This window comes from Stutzerimonas sp. NM35 (genome assembly GCF_054604355.1).
On record NZ_CM137728.1, the window covers coordinates 3,429,122 to 3,446,004 of the forward strand.

14 protein-coding genes are annotated in these 16,883 nt (G+C 63.6%); 11 read left to right on the forward strand and 3 right to left on the reverse strand.

The window, feature by feature from the left end; all coding sequences use genetic code 11:
* Nucleotides 1–6: 6 nt before the first annotated feature.
* Entirely contained in the window at nucleotides 7–1,074 is a 1,068-nt protein-coding gene (locus tag ACYCFC_RS15810; RefSeq protein ID WP_459652192.1) for a hypothetical protein, read from the reverse strand.
* A 599-nt stretch (nucleotides 1,075–1,673) separates the two neighbouring features.
* Between ACYCFC_RS15810 and ACYCFC_RS15815 the strand changes: the two genes are divergently transcribed.
* From ACYCFC_RS15815 to ACYCFC_RS15825, 3 genes are read left to right on the forward strand one after another with little or no spacing between them, the layout of a single operon-like run.
* Nucleotides 1,674–3,002: a flippase gene (locus ACYCFC_RS15815; RefSeq protein WP_459652193.1), complete on the forward strand. Its 1,329-nt coding sequence runs from the start codon at nucleotides 1,674–1,676 to the stop codon at nucleotides 3,000–3,002.
* Entirely contained in the window at nucleotides 2,999–4,057 is a 1,059-nt protein-coding gene (locus ACYCFC_RS15820) for a nitroreductase family protein (protein WP_459652194.1), read from the forward strand. Before ACYCFC_RS15815 ends, ACYCFC_RS15820 begins: the two co-directional genes overlap by 4 nt.
* A gap of 8 nt (nucleotides 4,058–4,065) precedes the next feature.
* Nucleotides 4,066–5,253 carry a polysaccharide pyruvyl transferase family protein gene (locus ACYCFC_RS15825; protein WP_459652195.1) on the forward strand — a complete coding sequence of 396 codons (1,188 nt, stop codon included), beginning with the start codon at nucleotides 4,066–4,068 and terminating at the stop codon, nucleotides 5,251–5,253.
* A gap of 98 nt (nucleotides 5,254–5,351) precedes the next feature.
* Here ACYCFC_RS15825 and ACYCFC_RS15830 read toward each other — a convergent pair whose 3' ends face one another.
* Complete coding sequence (locus ACYCFC_RS15830) at nucleotides 5,352–5,759, reverse strand: VanZ family protein (RefSeq protein ID WP_459654013.1); 408 nt, start codon at nucleotides 5,757–5,759, stop codon at nucleotides 5,352–5,354.
* A gap of 390 nt (nucleotides 5,760–6,149) precedes the next feature.
* Here ACYCFC_RS15830 and rhtA point away from each other — a divergent pair, with 390 nt between their 5' ends.
* The 8 genes from rhtA (at nucleotide 6,150) to ACYCFC_RS15870 (ending at nucleotide 15,695) form a co-directional block, all read left to right on the forward strand.
* Complete coding sequence (gene rhtA / locus ACYCFC_RS15835; protein ID WP_459652196.1) at nucleotides 6,150–7,001, forward strand: threonine/homoserine exporter RhtA; 852 nt, start codon at nucleotides 6,150–6,152, stop codon at nucleotides 6,999–7,001.
* Nucleotides 7,002–7,126: 125 nt separating this feature from the next.
* The gene (locus ACYCFC_RS15840; protein ID WP_459652197.1) at nucleotides 7,127–8,278 is read left to right on the forward strand and encodes an ABC transporter permease; all 1,152 of its coding nucleotides are present in this window, start codon (nucleotides 7,127–7,129) and stop codon (nucleotides 8,276–8,278) included.
* Complete coding sequence (locus ACYCFC_RS15845; RefSeq protein ID WP_181084595.1) at nucleotides 8,275–9,060, forward strand: ATP-binding cassette domain-containing protein; 786 nt, start codon at nucleotides 8,275–8,277, stop codon at nucleotides 9,058–9,060. Before ACYCFC_RS15840 ends, ACYCFC_RS15845 begins: the two co-directional genes overlap by 4 nt.
* A 1-nt stretch (nucleotide 9,061) precedes the next feature.
* Nucleotides 9,062–10,000 carry an MlaD family protein gene (locus ACYCFC_RS15850; protein WP_459652198.1) on the forward strand — a complete coding sequence of 313 codons (939 nt, stop codon included), beginning with the start codon at nucleotides 9,062–9,064 and terminating at the stop codon, nucleotides 9,998–10,000.
* Nucleotides 9,997–10,629, forward strand: a complete 633-nt coding sequence (locus ACYCFC_RS15855) for an ABC-type transport auxiliary lipoprotein family protein (RefSeq protein WP_459652199.1) — start codon at nucleotides 9,997–9,999, stop codon at nucleotides 10,627–10,629. Before ACYCFC_RS15850 ends, ACYCFC_RS15855 begins: the two co-directional genes overlap by 4 nt.
* 143 nt (nucleotides 10,630–10,772) lie before the next feature.
* Nucleotides 10,773–11,840 carry an HlyD family secretion protein gene (locus ACYCFC_RS15860; RefSeq protein WP_181084601.1) on the forward strand — a complete coding sequence of 356 codons (1,068 nt, stop codon included), beginning with the start codon at nucleotides 10,773–10,775 and terminating at the stop codon, nucleotides 11,838–11,840.
* Nucleotides 11,837–14,578: a ribosome-associated ATPase/putative transporter RbbA gene (gene rbbA, locus ACYCFC_RS15865; protein ID WP_181084768.1), complete on the forward strand. Its 2,742-nt coding sequence runs from the start codon at nucleotides 11,837–11,839 to the stop codon at nucleotides 14,576–14,578. Before ACYCFC_RS15860 ends, rbbA begins: the two co-directional genes overlap by 4 nt.
* A 1-nt stretch (nucleotide 14,579) precedes the next feature.
* Nucleotides 14,580–15,695, forward strand: coding sequence for an ABC transporter permease (locus ACYCFC_RS15870; protein WP_181084603.1), 1,116 nt, complete (start codon nucleotides 14,580–14,582; stop codon nucleotides 15,693–15,695).
* Here ACYCFC_RS15870 and ACYCFC_RS15875 read toward each other — a convergent pair.
* Nucleotides 15,692–16,654, reverse strand: coding sequence for a diguanylate cyclase (locus ACYCFC_RS15875; RefSeq protein ID WP_219852664.1), 963 nt, complete (start codon nucleotides 16,652–16,654; stop codon nucleotides 15,692–15,694). The genes ACYCFC_RS15870 and ACYCFC_RS15875 overlap by 4 nt on opposite strands.
* Between the last annotated feature and the right edge of the window lie 229 nt (nucleotides 16,655–16,883).

The following is a 16,883-nucleotide window of genomic DNA, read 5'->3' on the forward strand; positions in this document are numbered from 1 at the left end:
CACCTCTTAATGGCGAGGATTTTCGCCTAAATCGGTGTCCGGGATCAGTAGACCACTACAAGGCGGCGTCCCTTTTCCGCCCTTGTAGTCAATCAAGCGGAGCATGAGCCCGTGCTCGTCGTCCTCGGACAAATCTGCCCACGTTGAGCGCACGAGCATTTCTACCCTCTGCCCGGCTAGGTAGATCATTGCGGTGGCTATATCCCGCCGACGCCCAGGCAAAGTATTTACAGCCTGAAGGATTGCTCGCAGCTCGTCTCTAGACAAAGCGTCTGTGTTGGCACGCTCAGCCCCTTCGATGGTCGGCAGGTCAGCCACCGGGTTGTGTTTGAGCCCGTATTGCACCGCATCACCTGCCCGTAAAGAATTTAGGTCATGCCTTAGGCCGAACGAAAAAGCTGCCCGCAAATACGAGCGAAGACGATTCGCGGTCGTGAGCTTACCGTTGGCTGTACTCGCTTTGGTCTTGCGCATGCCGCGCCCTTTAGTTGCCGGCTCGCGGTTTATGCAATGGCGCAATATTTGAGTAATGTCCTCCGGCTGAATTTCCTTGGCCTTCGATTGGGCCAGAGCAGGAAATGCATCGATCACATCGAGCCGCAGAGCGCCTAGAACATTTTTAGCACTGACTTTGCCCTGGCGTTTCATATCGTCTACGTACGCCAGCAACAATTGCTCGCAGGAGCCTTGGCGAGCAGCCAAACTCGCCGCCCTCTCAGCATTTACCTTTTCTATAGCAATATGTGTTTCAAAGTCTTCGAAGGAATCGAAACTACGGGCTGCTGCCGAGACTTGCTCAGCCTCTTTTCGCCAGAATGCCAACCCAGACACCTGCCCATCAGAAGCAAGCTCACCGAACTGGCCGAGCTTACGGCGCTCCTGTCGACCACCCCGACGCATCGTCAGGTAAACCTCAATGCTGCCATTAGGCCGCCTCTCAAGCAGCATCGAGCCAGCACCACGCGCACCCAGCTGTTCTGAAAAGGTACGAGTGGGTGTGATCACTCCGTTTTTCTTGATGGTGCCATTTACCGCCCAGCTCTTAACCTGAGCGTCAGTCAGTCTCTGTCCCATAGCAAGCATTCCAGGCGCAGGATTTGCTCAACACTTTGCTCAACACTTTTGTGAAAATCAATGACATTTCAAGAAAGATTGTGTAGCCTCTGGTTGAGCTAAGTAATTGATTTACCTAGTCATTAGCAATTCATGAAAAAGCTTGAAATTTCAGCCTTTAAGACTTGTAATCAGTAGGTCCCGAGTTCGACTCTTGGTGCCGGCACCATACAAAACAACGAAAAAGGCTCACCGCAAGGTGGGCCTTTTTCGTTTATGGGGTGGGCCAGCAGCGACTCTGGCCCGGTTGAGGTTTCGATGCGAATTGCAGTGAAACACCAACAGATATTGACCCATACCAGCGCACTTACAGGGCTGGCACCTCACCGCCTGTCGAACCCTGAGATCACACTTTCCTCGTGCTTGGCCAGACACGCCCATTGCGGCAGCCCTTTGCGTGCGCGGCCCGGGCGCTGATGGCCGTTGGACAGCTTAGTTTCAGGCGGACGGCGGAGACACATCCGGTTCGAATGCACGCCGGAACATGCCGTGCTAAAGGGGGTCAGCTGTGCGTCGCCGCCTTTCAGCGCGGAGCCAGCCGTAAGGAGCCGGGCAACCGGATGTCTGTAGTACGAACCCTTTTCAACAAGGTCAGGCTCTACCTGTTCAACGCTTCGTGGATGATGGCGGAGCGGCTGCTGCACATCGGCGTGGGTTTTGTCATGGCCGTATTGCTGGCGCGCTATCTGGGGCCGGAGCAGTTCGGCATGCTTTCCTACGCGATTGCCATGACGGCCATCTTCGCCTCCGCCGGGCACATGGGACTGGCCGGGCTGGTGGTGCGCGAGGTAGTGCGCAAGCCGGACATTATCCCGGAAACCCTGGGTACTACCTTTGTCCTGAAACTATCCGGCATGACCCTCGGCTTCGGCCTGGTCCTGCTCTATGCGCTGCTGTTCGAGGATATCGGCGGGACCGCGTTCTGGATGCTCTTGATCGTCGCCTCGGCGATCTTCTTCCAGACCTTCGACGTGGTGGAGTACTGGTTCCAGTCGCAGGTGCAGGCCAAGTATCCGGCCATCGCCAAGTCCGGCGCGATGCTGCTGGCCGCCGGTATCAAGCTGCTGCTGATCCTCTCCGGTGCCGGTGTCATGGCCTTCGCCTTCGCCCATGCCGCGCAGTTCCTGTTCGCCGCGCTGCTGCTGGCGCTGCTCTACAGGGGCGCCACGCGGCTCTCGCTGACGAGCTGGACGGCCAGTTTCGCCAAGGCCAAGGAGCTGCTCAGCCAGGGCTGGATCATTTATCTCGGTTCGATCTTCGCGGTGATCTACATGAAGATCGACCAGGTCATGCTCAAGTGGATGACCGGAGCCGAGGCGGTAGGGGTTTACGCCGTCGCCGCGCAGCTGTCGGAGGCCTGGTATTTCCTGCCCACGGCCATCGTCACATCCTTCTTTCCCCGGCTGATCAAGCTGCACGCAAGCGATGCCAAGCGCTTCAACCTGCGTTTCCAGCAGCTGTTCGACATGCTGTTCATCCTCGCCATGGCGGTCGCCATCCTGGTCACGCTGGTGGCCGAGCCGCTGATTTCGCTGCTGTTCGGCGCCGAATACCAACAATCGGCCTCGATACTGGTCATTCATGTCTGGGGCGGCGTGTTCATCTTCATGCGCGCGCTGTTCAGTCGCTGGATTCTGATCGAGGGCGCACTGATGTTTTCTCTGATCACCCAGGGGCTGGGCGCGCTGGCCAATATCGGCCTCAACCTGCTGCTGATTCCACGCTACGGCGGCGAAGGCGCGGCACTGGCGACCGTCATGTCTTACGCCATCGCGTCCTGGATCGCCCTGCTGGCGCATCCGAAGACCCGCCCTGTGTTCTACATGATGACCAAATCATTCTTCAGCCCTTTGCGCTATGCATTCAGTACCGCAGGAGCCATCCGATGAGCCTCAAGTCCCTCGCCCGAATCCTGCCCGAGCCGATCAAATCAGCACTCAAAGCCACCCGCGACAATGTCCGCCTGGGGCTGGTCCGGCTGTGTTCGGGAAATGGCTTTCTGGCTTCGCTGTACTACTGCTTTCTCAGCCGCGAGTTCGATCGCGAGCACCGTGCGGTGCTGCTCGGACGCCTGCAGTACGCCCGGCTGCTGCGCCGTCAGGGTGAGAACGACGCCTTGCTTCGGCGCAATGTGCATCGCCTGGAGAAAGGCCTGATCATGCGTCCACGACGCGGCACGTTCGCCGAGGATTACATCGGCGAAACGGTTCACTGCTACGCCGGGGCCACCCGGAGCGGAACCTTCGATGGCCAGCGTCGCTGGGCCGGGGACGTGCTCGGCGCCTACTTCGCCGCAGTCGAAAGCACGCCGCGCATCGATACGGCAAAGGGCATCTTCGCCCGCGCCCCAAGCCCCGACGAACCCGGCCAGTGCGTACCCTATCCGCACAACCAGCTGCCGCCCTGCCCGATCAGCTACGAACAGTTGCTGGTGCTGTTCCAGCGGCGGCGCTCGGTGCGCTGGTATCAGGACCGGTTGGTCCCCCAGGAACTGATCGAGCGGGCGGTGCGGGCCGCCAGCCTGGCGCCTTCGGCCTGCAACCGCCAGCCGTTTCGCTTTCATGTCAGCAACGATCCGCACAAGGCCGCCGAAGTCGCCCACTGCGCCAGCGGCACCGGCGGCTTTCACCACAATCTGCCCTGCGTGATCGCCGTGGTGGGTGACCTGGGCGCCTATCCCGAAGCACGCGACCGCCATGTCATCTATATCGACGGCTCGCTGGCGGCAATGCAACTGATGCTGGCGTTCGAGACCATCGGCCTGTCCACCTGCCCGATCAACTGGCCGGACATCGAGGAAAAGGAACGACTGCTGGCAGACAAACTCGGCCTGGCCTACCACGAGCGCACCGTGATGCTGCTGGCGGTGGGCTACGCCGACCCCACTGGAGGGATCCCCTATTCGGACAAGAAGACCGAGCAAGACCTGATTGTTTTCAACTGAGGTAAATGATGATTATCGAGATCAGAAAGGCAGGCTTCGTCAATAAAGGCGCCGAGCTGATGCTGCATGCCGCTCAGCAGCAACTCAAGGCCCGTTACCCCGACGCCACTTTCGTCATGGCCCCGACCACCGAGAAATCCGACCACCCGTTCCGCAAGCTGGTGCAGCTGGGTTTCTATCCCAAGGCCTCGCTGTGGCGCTACGGCATCCAGTGGGGCAGCCTGGCAACGCTTGCGCCACGCCCGTTGCGCGAGATGTACGGCGTGGTACTGGACAAGGAAGTCGACGTGGTGATCGACGCTGCCGGCTTCGCCTACAGCGACCAGTGGGGCGACGAGCCGAGCATCGAGCTGGCGCAGTCGGCCAGGCGCTGGGCGAAGCACGGCACCCGCGTGATCCTGCTGCCGCAGGCGCTGGGGCCATTCAGTACGGAGAAGATCCGCACGGCGATGCAGAACGTGGTCGAACATGTCGACCTGATCTTCCCGCGCGAACGCATTTCCTACGAACACCTGACCCGGCTGGTGGGCGAGCGGGACAACATCCGCCTGTACCCCGACTTCACCAACCTGATCAGCGGCGTATTGCCAGCAAACTTCGATGCCGAGCAGAACCGCTTCTGCATCGTTCCCAACTGCCGCATGCTGGACAAGACCGATCAGGCCACACGCGATGCCTACCTGCCGTTCCTGATCGAATGCACCCGCTATCTGCAGGAAAAGGGTGCCCGGCCTTTCGTGCTGGTTCACGAAGGCCAGAACGACCTGCGCCTGGCGGAACAACTGTCGGCGGCGGTGGGTGGCATCAACATCATTCGTGAAAGCGGCGCACTGGAGATCAAGGGCATCCTCGGCGCCTGCAGCGGCACCCTCGGCAGCCGCTTCCACGGCCTGGTCAGCGCGCTATCCCAGGGCGTCCCGGCGCTGGCCACCGGCTGGAGCCACAAGTACCAGATGCTGTTCGAGGACTACGGTTTCCCGGACGGGCTGATCGAGGTCACCAGTGATAGCACGCAGATCAGACGCAAGCTCGATCTGGTGACGGACCAGCATGAGCAGGTCAGAACGCTGATCCAGTCCCGCGCCGGCCAGCTCAAGCAGCAGTCGCGGCAGATGTGGCAGGACGTCTTCGAGGTGATCGACCCCATCGCCCGCAGCCGAGGCCAGCAGACACAGCGGAGGGCCGGCGCGGCCTGATGAGCCGTTCGCGGGCTACTCGTAGGGTCGAATGCATTCAGCCACGGATCGGCAAAGGCCGAACGAGTTCGGCCCTACGAGGTATGAGGGCTCACTTTTCAGTGCCGGCTCGCGCCTTGCAAAGGCTCTGCCCGTTCCTGCGCATCCGCATCGGTCACGACACCGATACGCTGCAGATACCACTGGTACGCCAGGTGCGAACAGCCCCAGCCCAACAGCACGCCAAGCGTATTGGCCAGCATATCGCCCAGCGAAGCCCAGCGATTGGGCAACAGGCTTTGCGCCAGCTCGATCAGTACGGCGGCGGAGAGGCTCGCCGTTATTGCCCAGAGCACCCGCCATTGCGGGAACGCCAGGCGCAGGGTAAACATCAGCGCGGCGAAGCCGAGCAGGTGATGCAGCTTGTCCTGCTGCTCGAATACCTGCGGCACCGGCTCGGGCTTCAGCCCGCTGAACAGAATGACCGCCAGCACGACGAGGAAGGGCACTATACGGAAGAAATACAGGGGCAAAGCGGAGGCTCGCTATGGTTGATGGCTAAAAGTCCGGAAAACAGGACAAGGATACTGACGAGGCCGCCGGCGATCAGCCCCTCGCCCGTCTGCATGTCGATGCTGCCCGCTATTGAGGTCGAATGCCCGCGATAGTTTCATCCCGCGACATGCACTCGACGCGCCGGCAACATCCCGGCGCGCCCTGACCCCAAGGCTCGGGCGATAATGCCGAGAAGAGAAGGAAGAAGGGCTTGGTCAACAGGAAAGGCCATGCCCCGATAGTGTTGCCCGAAGTGCAGCTGCGTTCTGCAAGTCCTCAGGAGGGGGACGTCCATTCGTAACAGCCAACAGGGACATGGTCATGGTAAACCCGTCCCTTTTTAAACCGATCAGGACAGCCTCATGCCACTCAGCGCCCTTCTCGCCCCCATCGCTCTGCTGGTGGTGGCCATGGTTTCGATCCAGAGCGGCGCATCCCTGGCCAAGAACCTGTTCCCGCTGGTTGGCGCCGAAGGGGCCACGGCCCTGCGCCTGGTACTCGGTGCAATCATTCTGTCGCTGGTGATGCAACCCTGGCGGGCACGGCTGGACCTGCGCAAATGCCGGCCCCTGCTGGCCTATGGCCTGGCGCTGGGCGGCATGAACCTGATGTTCTACATGTCGCTGCAGAGCATTCCCCTCGGCATCGCGGTCGCCCTGGAGTTCACCGGCCCGCTGGCTCTGGCGCTGTTTTCGTCGCGCCGCCTGCTGGATTTCATCTGGGTCATTCTGGCCATCAGCGGCTTGTGGATGTTGCTGCCAACCGGCGCCACGCAGCATGCCATCGACCCCGGCGGCGCGGCCCTGGCACTTGGCGCTGGCGTGTGCTGGGCGCTGTACATCATCTTCGGGCAGAAGGCGGGCGCCGAACATGGTCGCCACACCGTCGCCCTCGGCACCTGGATCGCCGCCCTGCTGGTGCTGCCCATAGGCGTCTGGCATGCCGGTGGCAATCTGCTGTCGGTGGATCTGCTGCCCATCGCGCTGGGCGTCGCGGTGCTCTCTTCGGCACTGCCCTATAGCCTGGAAATGATCGCCCTGACCCGCCTGCCGGCACGCACCTTCAGCATCCTGATGAGCCTGGAGCCCGCCGTCGCCGCGCTATGCGGTCTGGCGTTTCTCGGCGAGCGGCTGCTCTGGGGGCAATGGCTGGCAGTGGCCGCCATCATCGTTGCCTCCGCCGGTGCCGCCGCCACCATCAGGCCCAAACGCTGATCGCTACCCTGCCGGATCACGACATCCTACGCAAACCGCAGACACCGGCAGGCTACAAAGCGCAAAGACTCCCGGTGTGCCAAGCTGCTAGGATCAGCTCGACGCCTTCAGAGACCGCCTTTTCGATGCCGCAACCGCCTTCGCTACCTGGCCAGCTTCAGCACCAACCTGCAGACCCAGGGCAACCGACGCGACTGTCGATTCTCGGCGACTGGACACTCGCCCACTACGCCGCGCTCAAGCGCGAGATCGAGCGAGCCGCGCCGCCGCTCGATGACGCACAGGCAGTCGATCTCGACGGGCTGGGCGAGCTGGATACCGCCGGCGCCGGGCTGCTGGTGGAGCTGCTCGGCCCGGCGCGCATCGCACAGCTGGATGAATGGGCGCCACAGTTGCCCCTCGAGCGCCAGGCGCTGCTGCGCACCCTGGCCAGCGCCATGGACCAGCCGCCGGCCAGCCTGGCGCCTAAAACCAACGGCCTGGCCGATGTTCTGGCGCATATCGGCGGCACCCTGGCCGGGCTCTGGAACCAGCAACGCGCCCTGCTCGGCTTTATCGGCCTGACCCTGCAGACCCTCTTCAGCAGTTTCTGGAATCCCCGGCGCTGGCGTATCACGGCGCTGGTCGCGCATATCGAGCAGACCGGCCTGGACGCCATCCCCATCGTCGCGCTGCTGACCTTCCTGGTCGGCGCGGTGGTGGCCTTTCTCGGCGCCACGGTGCTGGCCGATTTCGGCGCGACCATCTACACGGTCAACCTGGTAGCCTTTTCCTTCCTGCGCGAGTTCGGCGTGCTGCTCGCGGCGATCCTGCTCGCCGGGCGCACCGCCAGCGCCTTCGCCGCGCAGATCGGCGCGATGAAGGCCAACGAGGAAATCGACGCTATCCGCGCCATCGGCCTGAGCCCCATCGAGCTGCTGGTGCTGCCCAGGGTGCTGGCGATGCTGATCACCCTGCCGATCCTGACCTTCATCGGCATGCTCAGCGGCATCATCGGCGGGCTGGTGGTGTGCTCGCTGGCGCTGGATATCTCGCCGGCGATGTTCTTCAACATCCTGCAGCGCGACATTTCCATCAGCCATTTCCTGGTCGGCCTGGGCAAGGCGCCGGTATTCGCCTTCCTGATCGCCGTGATCGGCTGCCTGGAAGGCTTCAAGGCCAGCGGCAGCGCACAGTCGGTGGGCGAGCACACCACCTCCAGCGTGGTGCAGTCGATCTTCATGGTGATCCTGATCGATGCCGTCGCCGCACTGTTCTTCATGGAGATGGGCTGGTGAAAGCGGACGAACCCGTCATTCAGGTCAGAGGCCTGGTCAACCGTTTCGGCAGTCAGGCGGTGCACGTCAACCTCGACCTGGACATCCGCCGCGGAGAAATCCTCGGTGTGGTCGGCGGCTCCGGCACCGGCAAGTCGGTGTTGCTGCGCAGCATCGTCGGCCTGCGCCAGCCCAACGCCGGCAGCGTCACGGTTTTCGGTGAAAACCTGCTGAAACTGCCTACCCGGCGCCGTTCGCAGATCGAGCGGCGCTTCGGCGTGCTGTTCCAGCGCGGCGCCCTGTTCACCTCGCTGAACCTGCAGGAAAACGTCGCCCTGCCGTTGATCGAGCACGCCGGGCTCAAGCGCGCCGATGCCGAACACCTGGCCCGGCAGAAACTGGCCCTGGCCGGTCTGCCGCCCGACGCCGCCTGCAAATACCCCGACGAGCTGTCCGGCGGCATGGTCAAGCGCGCCGCCCTGGCCCGTGCGCTGGCGCTGGACCCGGAGGTGCTGTTTCTCGACGAGCCCACCGCCGGCCTCGACCCCATCGGCGCGGCGGCCTTCGACCAGCTGATCCTGACCCTGCGCGACGCCCTGGGCCTGAGCGTGTTCCTCGTGACCCACGATCTGGATACGCTCTACACCATCTGCGACCGCGTCGCGGTGCTGTCGCAGAAACGTGTGCTGGTGGTCGATACATTGTCCGCCGTCGCCGCCACCGACGACGCCTGGATTCGCGAATATTTTCACGGCCCACGTGGCCGCGCCGCGCAGGATGCCGCGCAAAAGTTGGAGAGTTGAAATGGAAACCCGTGCCCATCATGTCCTGATCGGACTCTTCACCGTGATCGCGGTCGGTTGCGCGCTGCTCTTCGCCCTCTGGCTGGGCAAGTCGAGCATGGACCGCGAATACAGCTATTACGACGTCGGCTTCAGGCAGGCGGTCAGCGGTCTGTCCACAGGCAACTCGGTTGAATACAGCGGCATCAAGGTCGGTGACGTCACCGAGCTGTGGCTCGACCCCGAGGACCCGCGCAAGGTCCGCGCCCGTATTCGCGTGTATGGCGGCACACCGATCAAGACCGACACCCAGGCGCGTCTGGCGCTGGCCAACATCACCGGCAGCATGGTCATCCAACTGCACGGCGGTACGCCGGAAAGCCCGCGCCTGGAAGGCTCGCGTGACGATCCGCCGCTGATCATCGCCGACCCCTCCTCGCTCAGCGCGCTGCTGGAAAACGGTGAAGATCTGATGAGCAACATCAATAACCTGCTGCTCAGCGCCAACCAGATCTTCTCCGAGGAAAACACCACGCGCCTGTCGCGTACCCTGGAACACCTGGAACAGGCCACCAGCGTGCTGTCCGAACAGCGCGGCGACATCGGTCGCGCGCTGGAGCAGTTCGGCCAGCTCAGCCAGCAGGCCAATGGCCTGATGAGCGAGCTTTCCAGCCTGGCGCACAACGCCAACGGCCTGCTCGACGACCAGGGCCGCAGTGTCCTCGACAGCGCCGCGCAATCGATGAATGCCCTGAATCGCAGCACCGCCCGCCTCGACCAGCTCCTGGCCGAGAACGAGGGCGCGCTGAACAACGGCCTGCAGGGTTTCAACGAACTGGGGCCGGCGATCAACGAGCTGCGCAGCACCCTCGGCGCCCTGCGCCGCGTCACCCAGCGCCTGGAAGACAACCCGAGCGGCTTCCTGCTCGGACGTGAAAGACTGCAGGAGTTCACCCCATGAGCATTCGACTTCACTCACCTTCTCGCCTCGTCCTGCTGGGCGGATTGCTGGCGTTGCTTTCGGCCTGCTCGATACTGCCTTCGCCCGAACCGCTGCGGATCTTCCTGCTGCCGACCAGCGACCTGGCGCCGGCACAGGCCGAACAGCAGGCGCAGCCATACGCGCTGCGCATCAATACGCCGCAAGCCAGCCGCATTCTGTCCAGCCCACGCATTGCCGTGGTCCCACAAGGCAACGAGATCAGCGCCTACCAGGGCGCGCGCTGGAGCGATGCCGCGCCCGCGCTGCTGCGCGACCGCCTGATCGAAGCCTTCCAGCATGACGGTCGCATGCCTTCGGTGAGCAACGAGGACGACAACCTGCCCGCCGATCTGGCCCTGCACAGCGACCTGCGCGCCTTCCAGAGCGTCTACGTCGATGGCGCGCCGCAGGTGGTGATCCGCCTCGATGTGCGCCTTGTCAGCCAGCACAACCACCAGACCCTGGGCAACCGTCGCTTCGAGATTCGCCAGCCCAGCGCCGATCCCAGCGTCGAAAGCGTGGTCGAGGCCTTTGGCCGGGCCAGTGACGACCTGAGCCGCGAACTGCTCGACTGGACCTTCGAGCAGGCACGCAAGCTGACCCGATAACGACCGGCGCACCCCGGACCGAGCCGGCTCGCAACCAGGGCTCGCAGAATGTTCATGGAGTGCACCGAAATTGATCCAGATGAACATGCCGCTGTCGGCCCTGCTGCACAATGGGTCCGACCATCAGGCCAAGCGGAGTGATCATGAACCAGGCACGAATCCTCAGGTTTCTGGCCATCGGCGGCGTTATCGCCGTCATCGCCGTGCTGATCTGGAACGAACTGCGCCCCAGCGGCCTGGGCGATAGCTTCGCCAGCGGCAACGGACGCATCGAGGCCACCGAGATCGACGTGGCGACCAAGCTGGCCGGGCGCGTGCTGGAAATCAATGTCGATGAGGGCGACTTCGTCCAGCCGGGCCAGGTGCTCGCACGCATGGATACCGAGGTGCTGCTGGCGCAACTCAACCAGGCCCGCGCCCAGGTGCGCCAGGCCGAGAATGCCATCCTCACTGCGCAGTCCATGGTCGCCATGCGCGAAAGCGAGAAGGCCACCGCCGAGGCTGTGGTGCATCAGCGCCGCGCCGAACTGACCGCCGCGCAGAAGCGCCACCAGCGCACCGAAACCCTGGTGGCGCGCAACGCCATGGCACGCCAGCAGCTCGATGATGATCTGGCGGCGATGCAGAGCGCCCAGGCCGCCCTGGCGGCGGCACGCTCGCAGGTGCTGTCGGCAGAGGCAGGGATTGCCGCGGCGAAATCTCAGGTGATCGAGGCGCAATCGGCGGTCGAAGCGGCCCAGGCCAGCGTCGCCCGGCTGCAGGCGGATATCCGTGACAGCGAGCTGAAGAGCGATCGCGTCGCCCGCGTGCAGTACCGTGTGACCCAGCCCGGCGAGGTGCTGGGTGCCGGCGGCAAGTTGCTCAACCTGGTCGATCTGGCCGATGTCTACATGACCTTCTTTCTGCCAGAGCGACAAGCGGGCCGCGTCGCCATCGGCGCCGACGTGCATCTGGTGATCGATGCGGCGCCGCAATACGTAATCCCGGCCAAGGTCAGCTACGTGGCCAGCGTCGCGCAGTTCACGCCCAAGACCGTCGAGACCGAGAGCGAGCGCGAGAAGCTGATGTTCCGGGTCAAGGCACGGCTCGATCCCGAACTGCTGAGCAAGCACATGGACCAGGTCAAGACCGGCCTGCCCGGCATGGCCTACCTCAAGCTCGACGCCGATGCCGAATGGCCCGAACACCTGCGCGTCAACGTAGCGCCATGACGCCGGACGCAACGCCAGTGGCGCAGGTCGCAAACCTGACCCTGCGCTACGGCAGAACCCTTGCTCTCGACGACCTGAGCCTGGCGTTGCCGGCAGGCTGCATGGTCGGCCTGATCGGCCCGGATGGCGTCGGCAAGTCCAGCCTGCTGGCGCTGATCGCCGGTGCGCGACGGCTGCAGCAGGGCCGGGTGCAGGTGCTGGACGGCGACATGGCCGATGCCGCGCATCGCCGCCGGGTCTGTCCGCGCATCGCCTACATGCCGCAGGGCCTGGGCAAGAATCTCTACCCGACCCTCACCGTATTCGAGAACCTGGACTTCTTCGGCCGGCTGTTCGGCCAGGATGCCGAGGAGCGCCAGCGGCGCATCGCCGACCTCACCCACAGTACCGGCCTGGCCGCCTTCACCGAACGCCCGGCGGGCAAGCTCTCCGGCGGCATGAAACAGAAGCTCGGCCTGTGCTGCGCGCTGATCCACGACCCCGACCTGCTGATCCTCGATGAGCCCACCACTGGCGTCGACCCGCTGGCGCGCAACCAGTTCTGGGAACTGATCGCCCGCATTCGCCAGAATCGCCCACAGATGAGCGTGCTGGTAGCCACCGCCTACATGGACGAGGCGCAACGCTTCGACTGGCTGGTGGCCATGGACGAAGGTCGCATGCTGGCCACCGGCACTCCCGCCGAACTGCTGAACCGTACCGGCAGCGATGATCTGGAAGCCGCCTTCATCGCCCTGCTGCCGGAAGAAAAGCGCCGCGACCACCGCGCGCTGGTGATTCCGCCGCGCCAGCAGGCCGGCGGCGAGCCGGAAAGCGCCATCGAGGCCCACGACCTGACCCTGCGTTTCGGCGATTTCGTCGCGGTGGACAAGGTGAGCTTTCGCATCGAGCGCGGGGAAATCTTCGGCTTTCTCGGCTCCAACGGCTGCGGCAAGACCACCACCATGAAGATGCTCACCGGTCTGTTGCCCGCCAGCGAGGGCGAGGCCTTCCTGTTCGGCCAGCCGGTGGACCCGCGCGATATCGACACCCGCCGCCGGGTCGGCTACATGTCGCAGGCCTTCTCGCTGTATGGCGAGTTGAGCGTCGTGCAGAACCTTGAACTGCACGCACGGCTGTTCCACATCCCCAGAAACCAGCATGCCGAGCGGATACGCGAGATGCTGACGCGTTTCGGCCTGGAGTCGGTCGCCGACAGCCTGCCCAACGATCTGCCGCTGGGTGTCCGTCAGCGTCTGTCATTGGCGGTGGCGGTGATCCACAAACCGGAAATCCTGATCCTCGACGAGCCTACTTCCGGCGTCGATCCGGTGGCACGCGACGGTTTCTGGGCGCTGCTGATCCGGCTGTCACGCGATGATGGCGTGACCATCTTCATCTCCACCCACTTCATGAACGAGGCGCTGCGCTGCGACCGCATGTCGATGATGCATGCCGGGCGCGTACTCGACAGCGACTCGCCCCGCGCGCTGATGGCCAAGCGCGGCCTGCCGACGCTGGAACAGACCTTTATCGCCTATCTGGAAGACGCCACCGGCGAAGGGCCAGCCACCAATGCCACGCCGCAGACGCTCCAGGCCGAACCGATCGCCAGCGATGCCGCCGCACGGCAATCACGCTTCAGCCTGCAACGCCTGCTCAGCTACAGCGGACGCGAAGCGATGGAGCTGCGCCGCGACCCGATTCGCGCCACCCTGGCCATGCTGGGCACCCTGATGCTGATGTTCATCATGGGCTACGGCATCAACATGGACGTGGAAAACCTCAGCTTCGCGGTGCTCGACCGCGACCAGACCACCACCAGCCAGGCCTATGTGCAGAACATCGCCGGCTCACGTTACTTCAGCGAACGCGCGCCGCTGCACGACTATGGCGAACTGGAGCAGCGCATGCGTAGCGGCCAGATCAGCCTGGCGGTGGAAATCCCACCGAATTTCGGACGCGACCTGAAACGCGGCAACCCGCCTGAAGTGGGCTTCTGGATCGACGGCGCAATGCCCATGCGCGCCGACACCATCAAGGGCTACGTACAGGGCATCCACCTGAGCTACCTGCAGCAACTGGCGCGCGAGGCCGGCCACGAGGCTGGCAGCCCGGTGGATATCGCCCTGCGCTACCGCTACAACCCGGACGTACAGAGCCTGCCAGCGATGGTGCCGGCGGTGATTCCGCTGCTGCTGATGCTGATCCCGGCGATGCTCACCGCCCTCGGCGTGGTGCGTGAGAAGGAGCTGGGGTCGATCACCAACCTCTACGTCACACCGGTGACGCGCCTGGAATTCCTGCTCGGCAAGCAACTGCCCTATATCGCCCTGGGCATGATCAATTTCTTCATGCTGGTGGCGCTGGCGGTGCTGGTCTTCGGCGTGCCGGTCAAGGGCAGCCTGCTGACGCTGACGCTCGGTGCGCTGCTCTATGTCATCTGCGCCACTGCGCTGGGCCTGCTGATGTCGTCAATCCTCAACAGCCAGATCGCAGCCATCTTCGGCACCGCCATCGCCACCCTGGTGCCGGCGGTACAGTTTTCCGGCCTGATGCATCCGATCTCTGCCATGGAGGGCGCTAGCGCCTTCATCGGCAATATCTACCCCACCAGTCACTTCCTGATCATCAGCCGCGGCGTGTTCTCCAAATCCCTTGGGCTGGCGGAGCTGTATCCCTATTTCATTCCCCTGCTGCTGGCGATTCCGCTGCTGACCCTGTTCAGCGTCGCCGGCCTGAAAAAGCAGGAGAAGTGAAATGAGGAAGCTTTCCAACATCCTGCAACTGGGCATCAAGGAGCTGCGCAGCCTGTACCGCGACCCGGCGCTGCTGTTGCTGATCGTCTACGCCTTCACGCTGGGTATCTACTCCAGCGCCACCGGCGTGCCCGAGGCACCGCACCGCGCCACCATCGGCATCATCGACGAAGACCAGTCGCAGGCTTCGACGCGTATCGTCAACGCCTTCCAGCTGCCCTATTTCCTGCCACCCAAAGCCATTGACCTGGCCGCGATGGACAGCGGCATGGACGCCGCGCGCTACACCTTCACGCTGAATATCCCGCCGAACTTCCAGCAGGACCTGCTCGCCGGGCGCCAGCCGAGTATCCAGCTCAATGTCGACGCCACCCAGATCAGCCAGGCCTTCACCGGCGCCGGGCACATCCAGCAGATCATCACGGCCGAAGTCGCGGAATTTCTCAGCCGCTACCGCCAGGTCGATGCCTATCCCGTGCGGGCGGTGGTGCACACGGCCTTCAACCCGAACCTGCTGCGCGCCTGGTTCGGCGCGGTGAACGAAGTGATCAACCAGATCACCATGCTCTCGATCATCCTCACCGGCGCCGCGCTGATCCGCGAGCGCGAGCACGGCACCATCGAACACCTGCTGGTGATGCCGGTGACGCCCTTCGAGATCATGTCGGCCAAGGTCTGGTCGATGGGGCTGGTGGTGCTGCTGGCCTCAGCCTTCGCCCTGCGCCTCGTCGTCGAAGGCTGGCTGCAGGTGCCGATCCAGGGTTCGATCCTGCTGTTCATGGGCGGCGCCGCTTTGCACCTGTTCGCCACCACCTCCATCGGCATCTTCTTCGGCACCCTGGCGCGCTCGATGCCGCAGCTGGGCCTGCTGATCATCCTGGTGCTGATTCCGCTGCAGATCCTTTCCGGCGGCATGACCCCGCGCGAAAGCATGCCGGAGGCAGTGCAGCACATCATGCTGGCGGCACCGACCACACACTTCGTCGAACTGGCCCAGGCGATCCTGTTTCGCGGCGCCGGGATCAACATCGTCTGGCCGCAGCTGCTGGCGCTGGCAGTGATTGGCAGCGCCTTCTTCGTCGGCGCCCTGTCGCGGCTGCGCAAGTCGCTGCGCTAAGAAGGCTCCGCACAAGCCGCCGTCTGGATACGATTGCGCCCGGAGCGCTTGGCCTGCAACAGCGCCTGGTCGGCCTCGCCCAGCAACGTATCGAGGCAGACCGCCTCATGCTCGTGCACCGCCACGCCAAAGCTTGCGGTGCAGCCAAGCGAGCGCCCCTCGCACTCGACCACCAGCGATTCGATATCGGCGCGCAGGCGCTCGGCAATCGCCCAGGCCTGCTGCATGCGCGTATCCGGCAGCAGCACCGCGAACTCCTCGCCACCCATGCGACCCAAGACATCCCCCGGGCGCAGCAGGGGCGGCAACCGCTGACCAATGGCGCGCAGCAAGGCATCGCCGGCAGCATGGCCGTGGGTGTCATTGATATGTTTGAAATGATCGACATCGAACATCAGCACAGCGACCGGATAACCGGCACGCGCACGCCGGCAGAAGCGCTCGCCCAGGTCGAAGAAGGCTCGACGGTTGTTCAGCCCGGTCAGCTCGTCGGTTCGTGCCAGCGCCTCGGCACGAGCAACCGCCTTTTCCAGCGCCTGCTCCATGCGCTTGCGATCAGTGATGTCGGCGGCGATCTCCAGCCGCACGATGCGCCCGTCAGTCCATTCGATGGCCTGGTCACGACATTGATACCAGTGGCCATTGCGGGTGTTCTGAAATTCCCAGACATGCACGCCGGAAGGCTTGCCATCGACATCCAGCAGCCGGGAATTGCTGCAGAAGCCGCAGGGGCCATCCTGGTTGTCCTGCAGCACCTGCCAGCACCTGCGCCCATGGAAATCACCCCATTTCTGGCGACCGTAAGCGTTGACGTACAGCAGCTCGTGGCTGTCCATGTCCGCCACGTACACCAACGCATCGAGGCGGTCGAGGATGGTCGCCAGGCTGGCCTCGGCCACCCCGAGGCCGGGCGGGGGCGCAACGCCCTGAAAATCCGAATCGAGTGGCAGGGTATGCACTCCTTTGTTTTTCTTGCCGACAATCAAAGCCGCTTCGCTCAAATACCAGACAGCTTGCCGTCGCCGACACACCGATGCAAGTTCGCCATCATTGCGGAGGATTGGCGCCTGTTATGCTAAATACGTCGCGCGCAGAGCGCCGCCATCTGCAGTTTCGGAATTTTTGCCTGCTCAACCGGTCTATCAGCCGACATGCTAGAACCTGCCGCCCTGCAACACGCCAAGGAAG

Coding starts and splice junctions, on each gene's coding strand:
- ACYCFC_RS15810 (WP_459652192.1), bottom strand. CDS start 1,074: ATGGGACAGAGACTGACTGACGCTCAGGTTAAGAGCTGGGCGGTAAAT.
- ACYCFC_RS15815 (WP_459652193.1), top strand. CDS start 1,674: ATGTCTGTAGTACGAACCCTTTTCAACAAGGTCAGGCTCTACCTGTTC.
- ACYCFC_RS15820 (WP_459652194.1), top strand. CDS start 2,999: ATGAGCCTCAAGTCCCTCGCCCGAATCCTGCCCGAGCCGATCAAATCA.
- ACYCFC_RS15825 (WP_459652195.1), top strand. CDS start 4,066: ATGATTATCGAGATCAGAAAGGCAGGCTTCGTCAATAAAGGCGCCGAG.
- rhtA (WP_459652196.1), top strand. CDS start 6,150: ATGCCACTCAGCGCCCTTCTCGCCCCCATCGCTCTGCTGGTGGTGGCC.
- ACYCFC_RS15840 (WP_459652197.1), top strand. CDS start 7,127: ATGCCGCAACCGCCTTCGCTACCTGGCCAGCTTCAGCACCAACCTGCA.
- ACYCFC_RS15850 (WP_459652198.1), top strand. CDS start 9,062: ATGGAAACCCGTGCCCATCATGTCCTGATCGGACTCTTCACCGTGATC.
- ACYCFC_RS15855 (WP_459652199.1), top strand. CDS start 9,997: ATGAGCATTCGACTTCACTCACCTTCTCGCCTCGTCCTGCTGGGCGGA.
- ACYCFC_RS15860 (WP_181084601.1), top strand. CDS start 10,773: ATGAACCAGGCACGAATCCTCAGGTTTCTGGCCATCGGCGGCGTTATC.
- rbbA (WP_181084768.1), top strand. CDS start 11,837: ATGACGCCGGACGCAACGCCAGTGGCGCAGGTCGCAAACCTGACCCTG.
- ACYCFC_RS15870 (WP_181084603.1), top strand. CDS start 14,580: ATGAGGAAGCTTTCCAACATCCTGCAACTGGGCATCAAGGAGCTGCGC.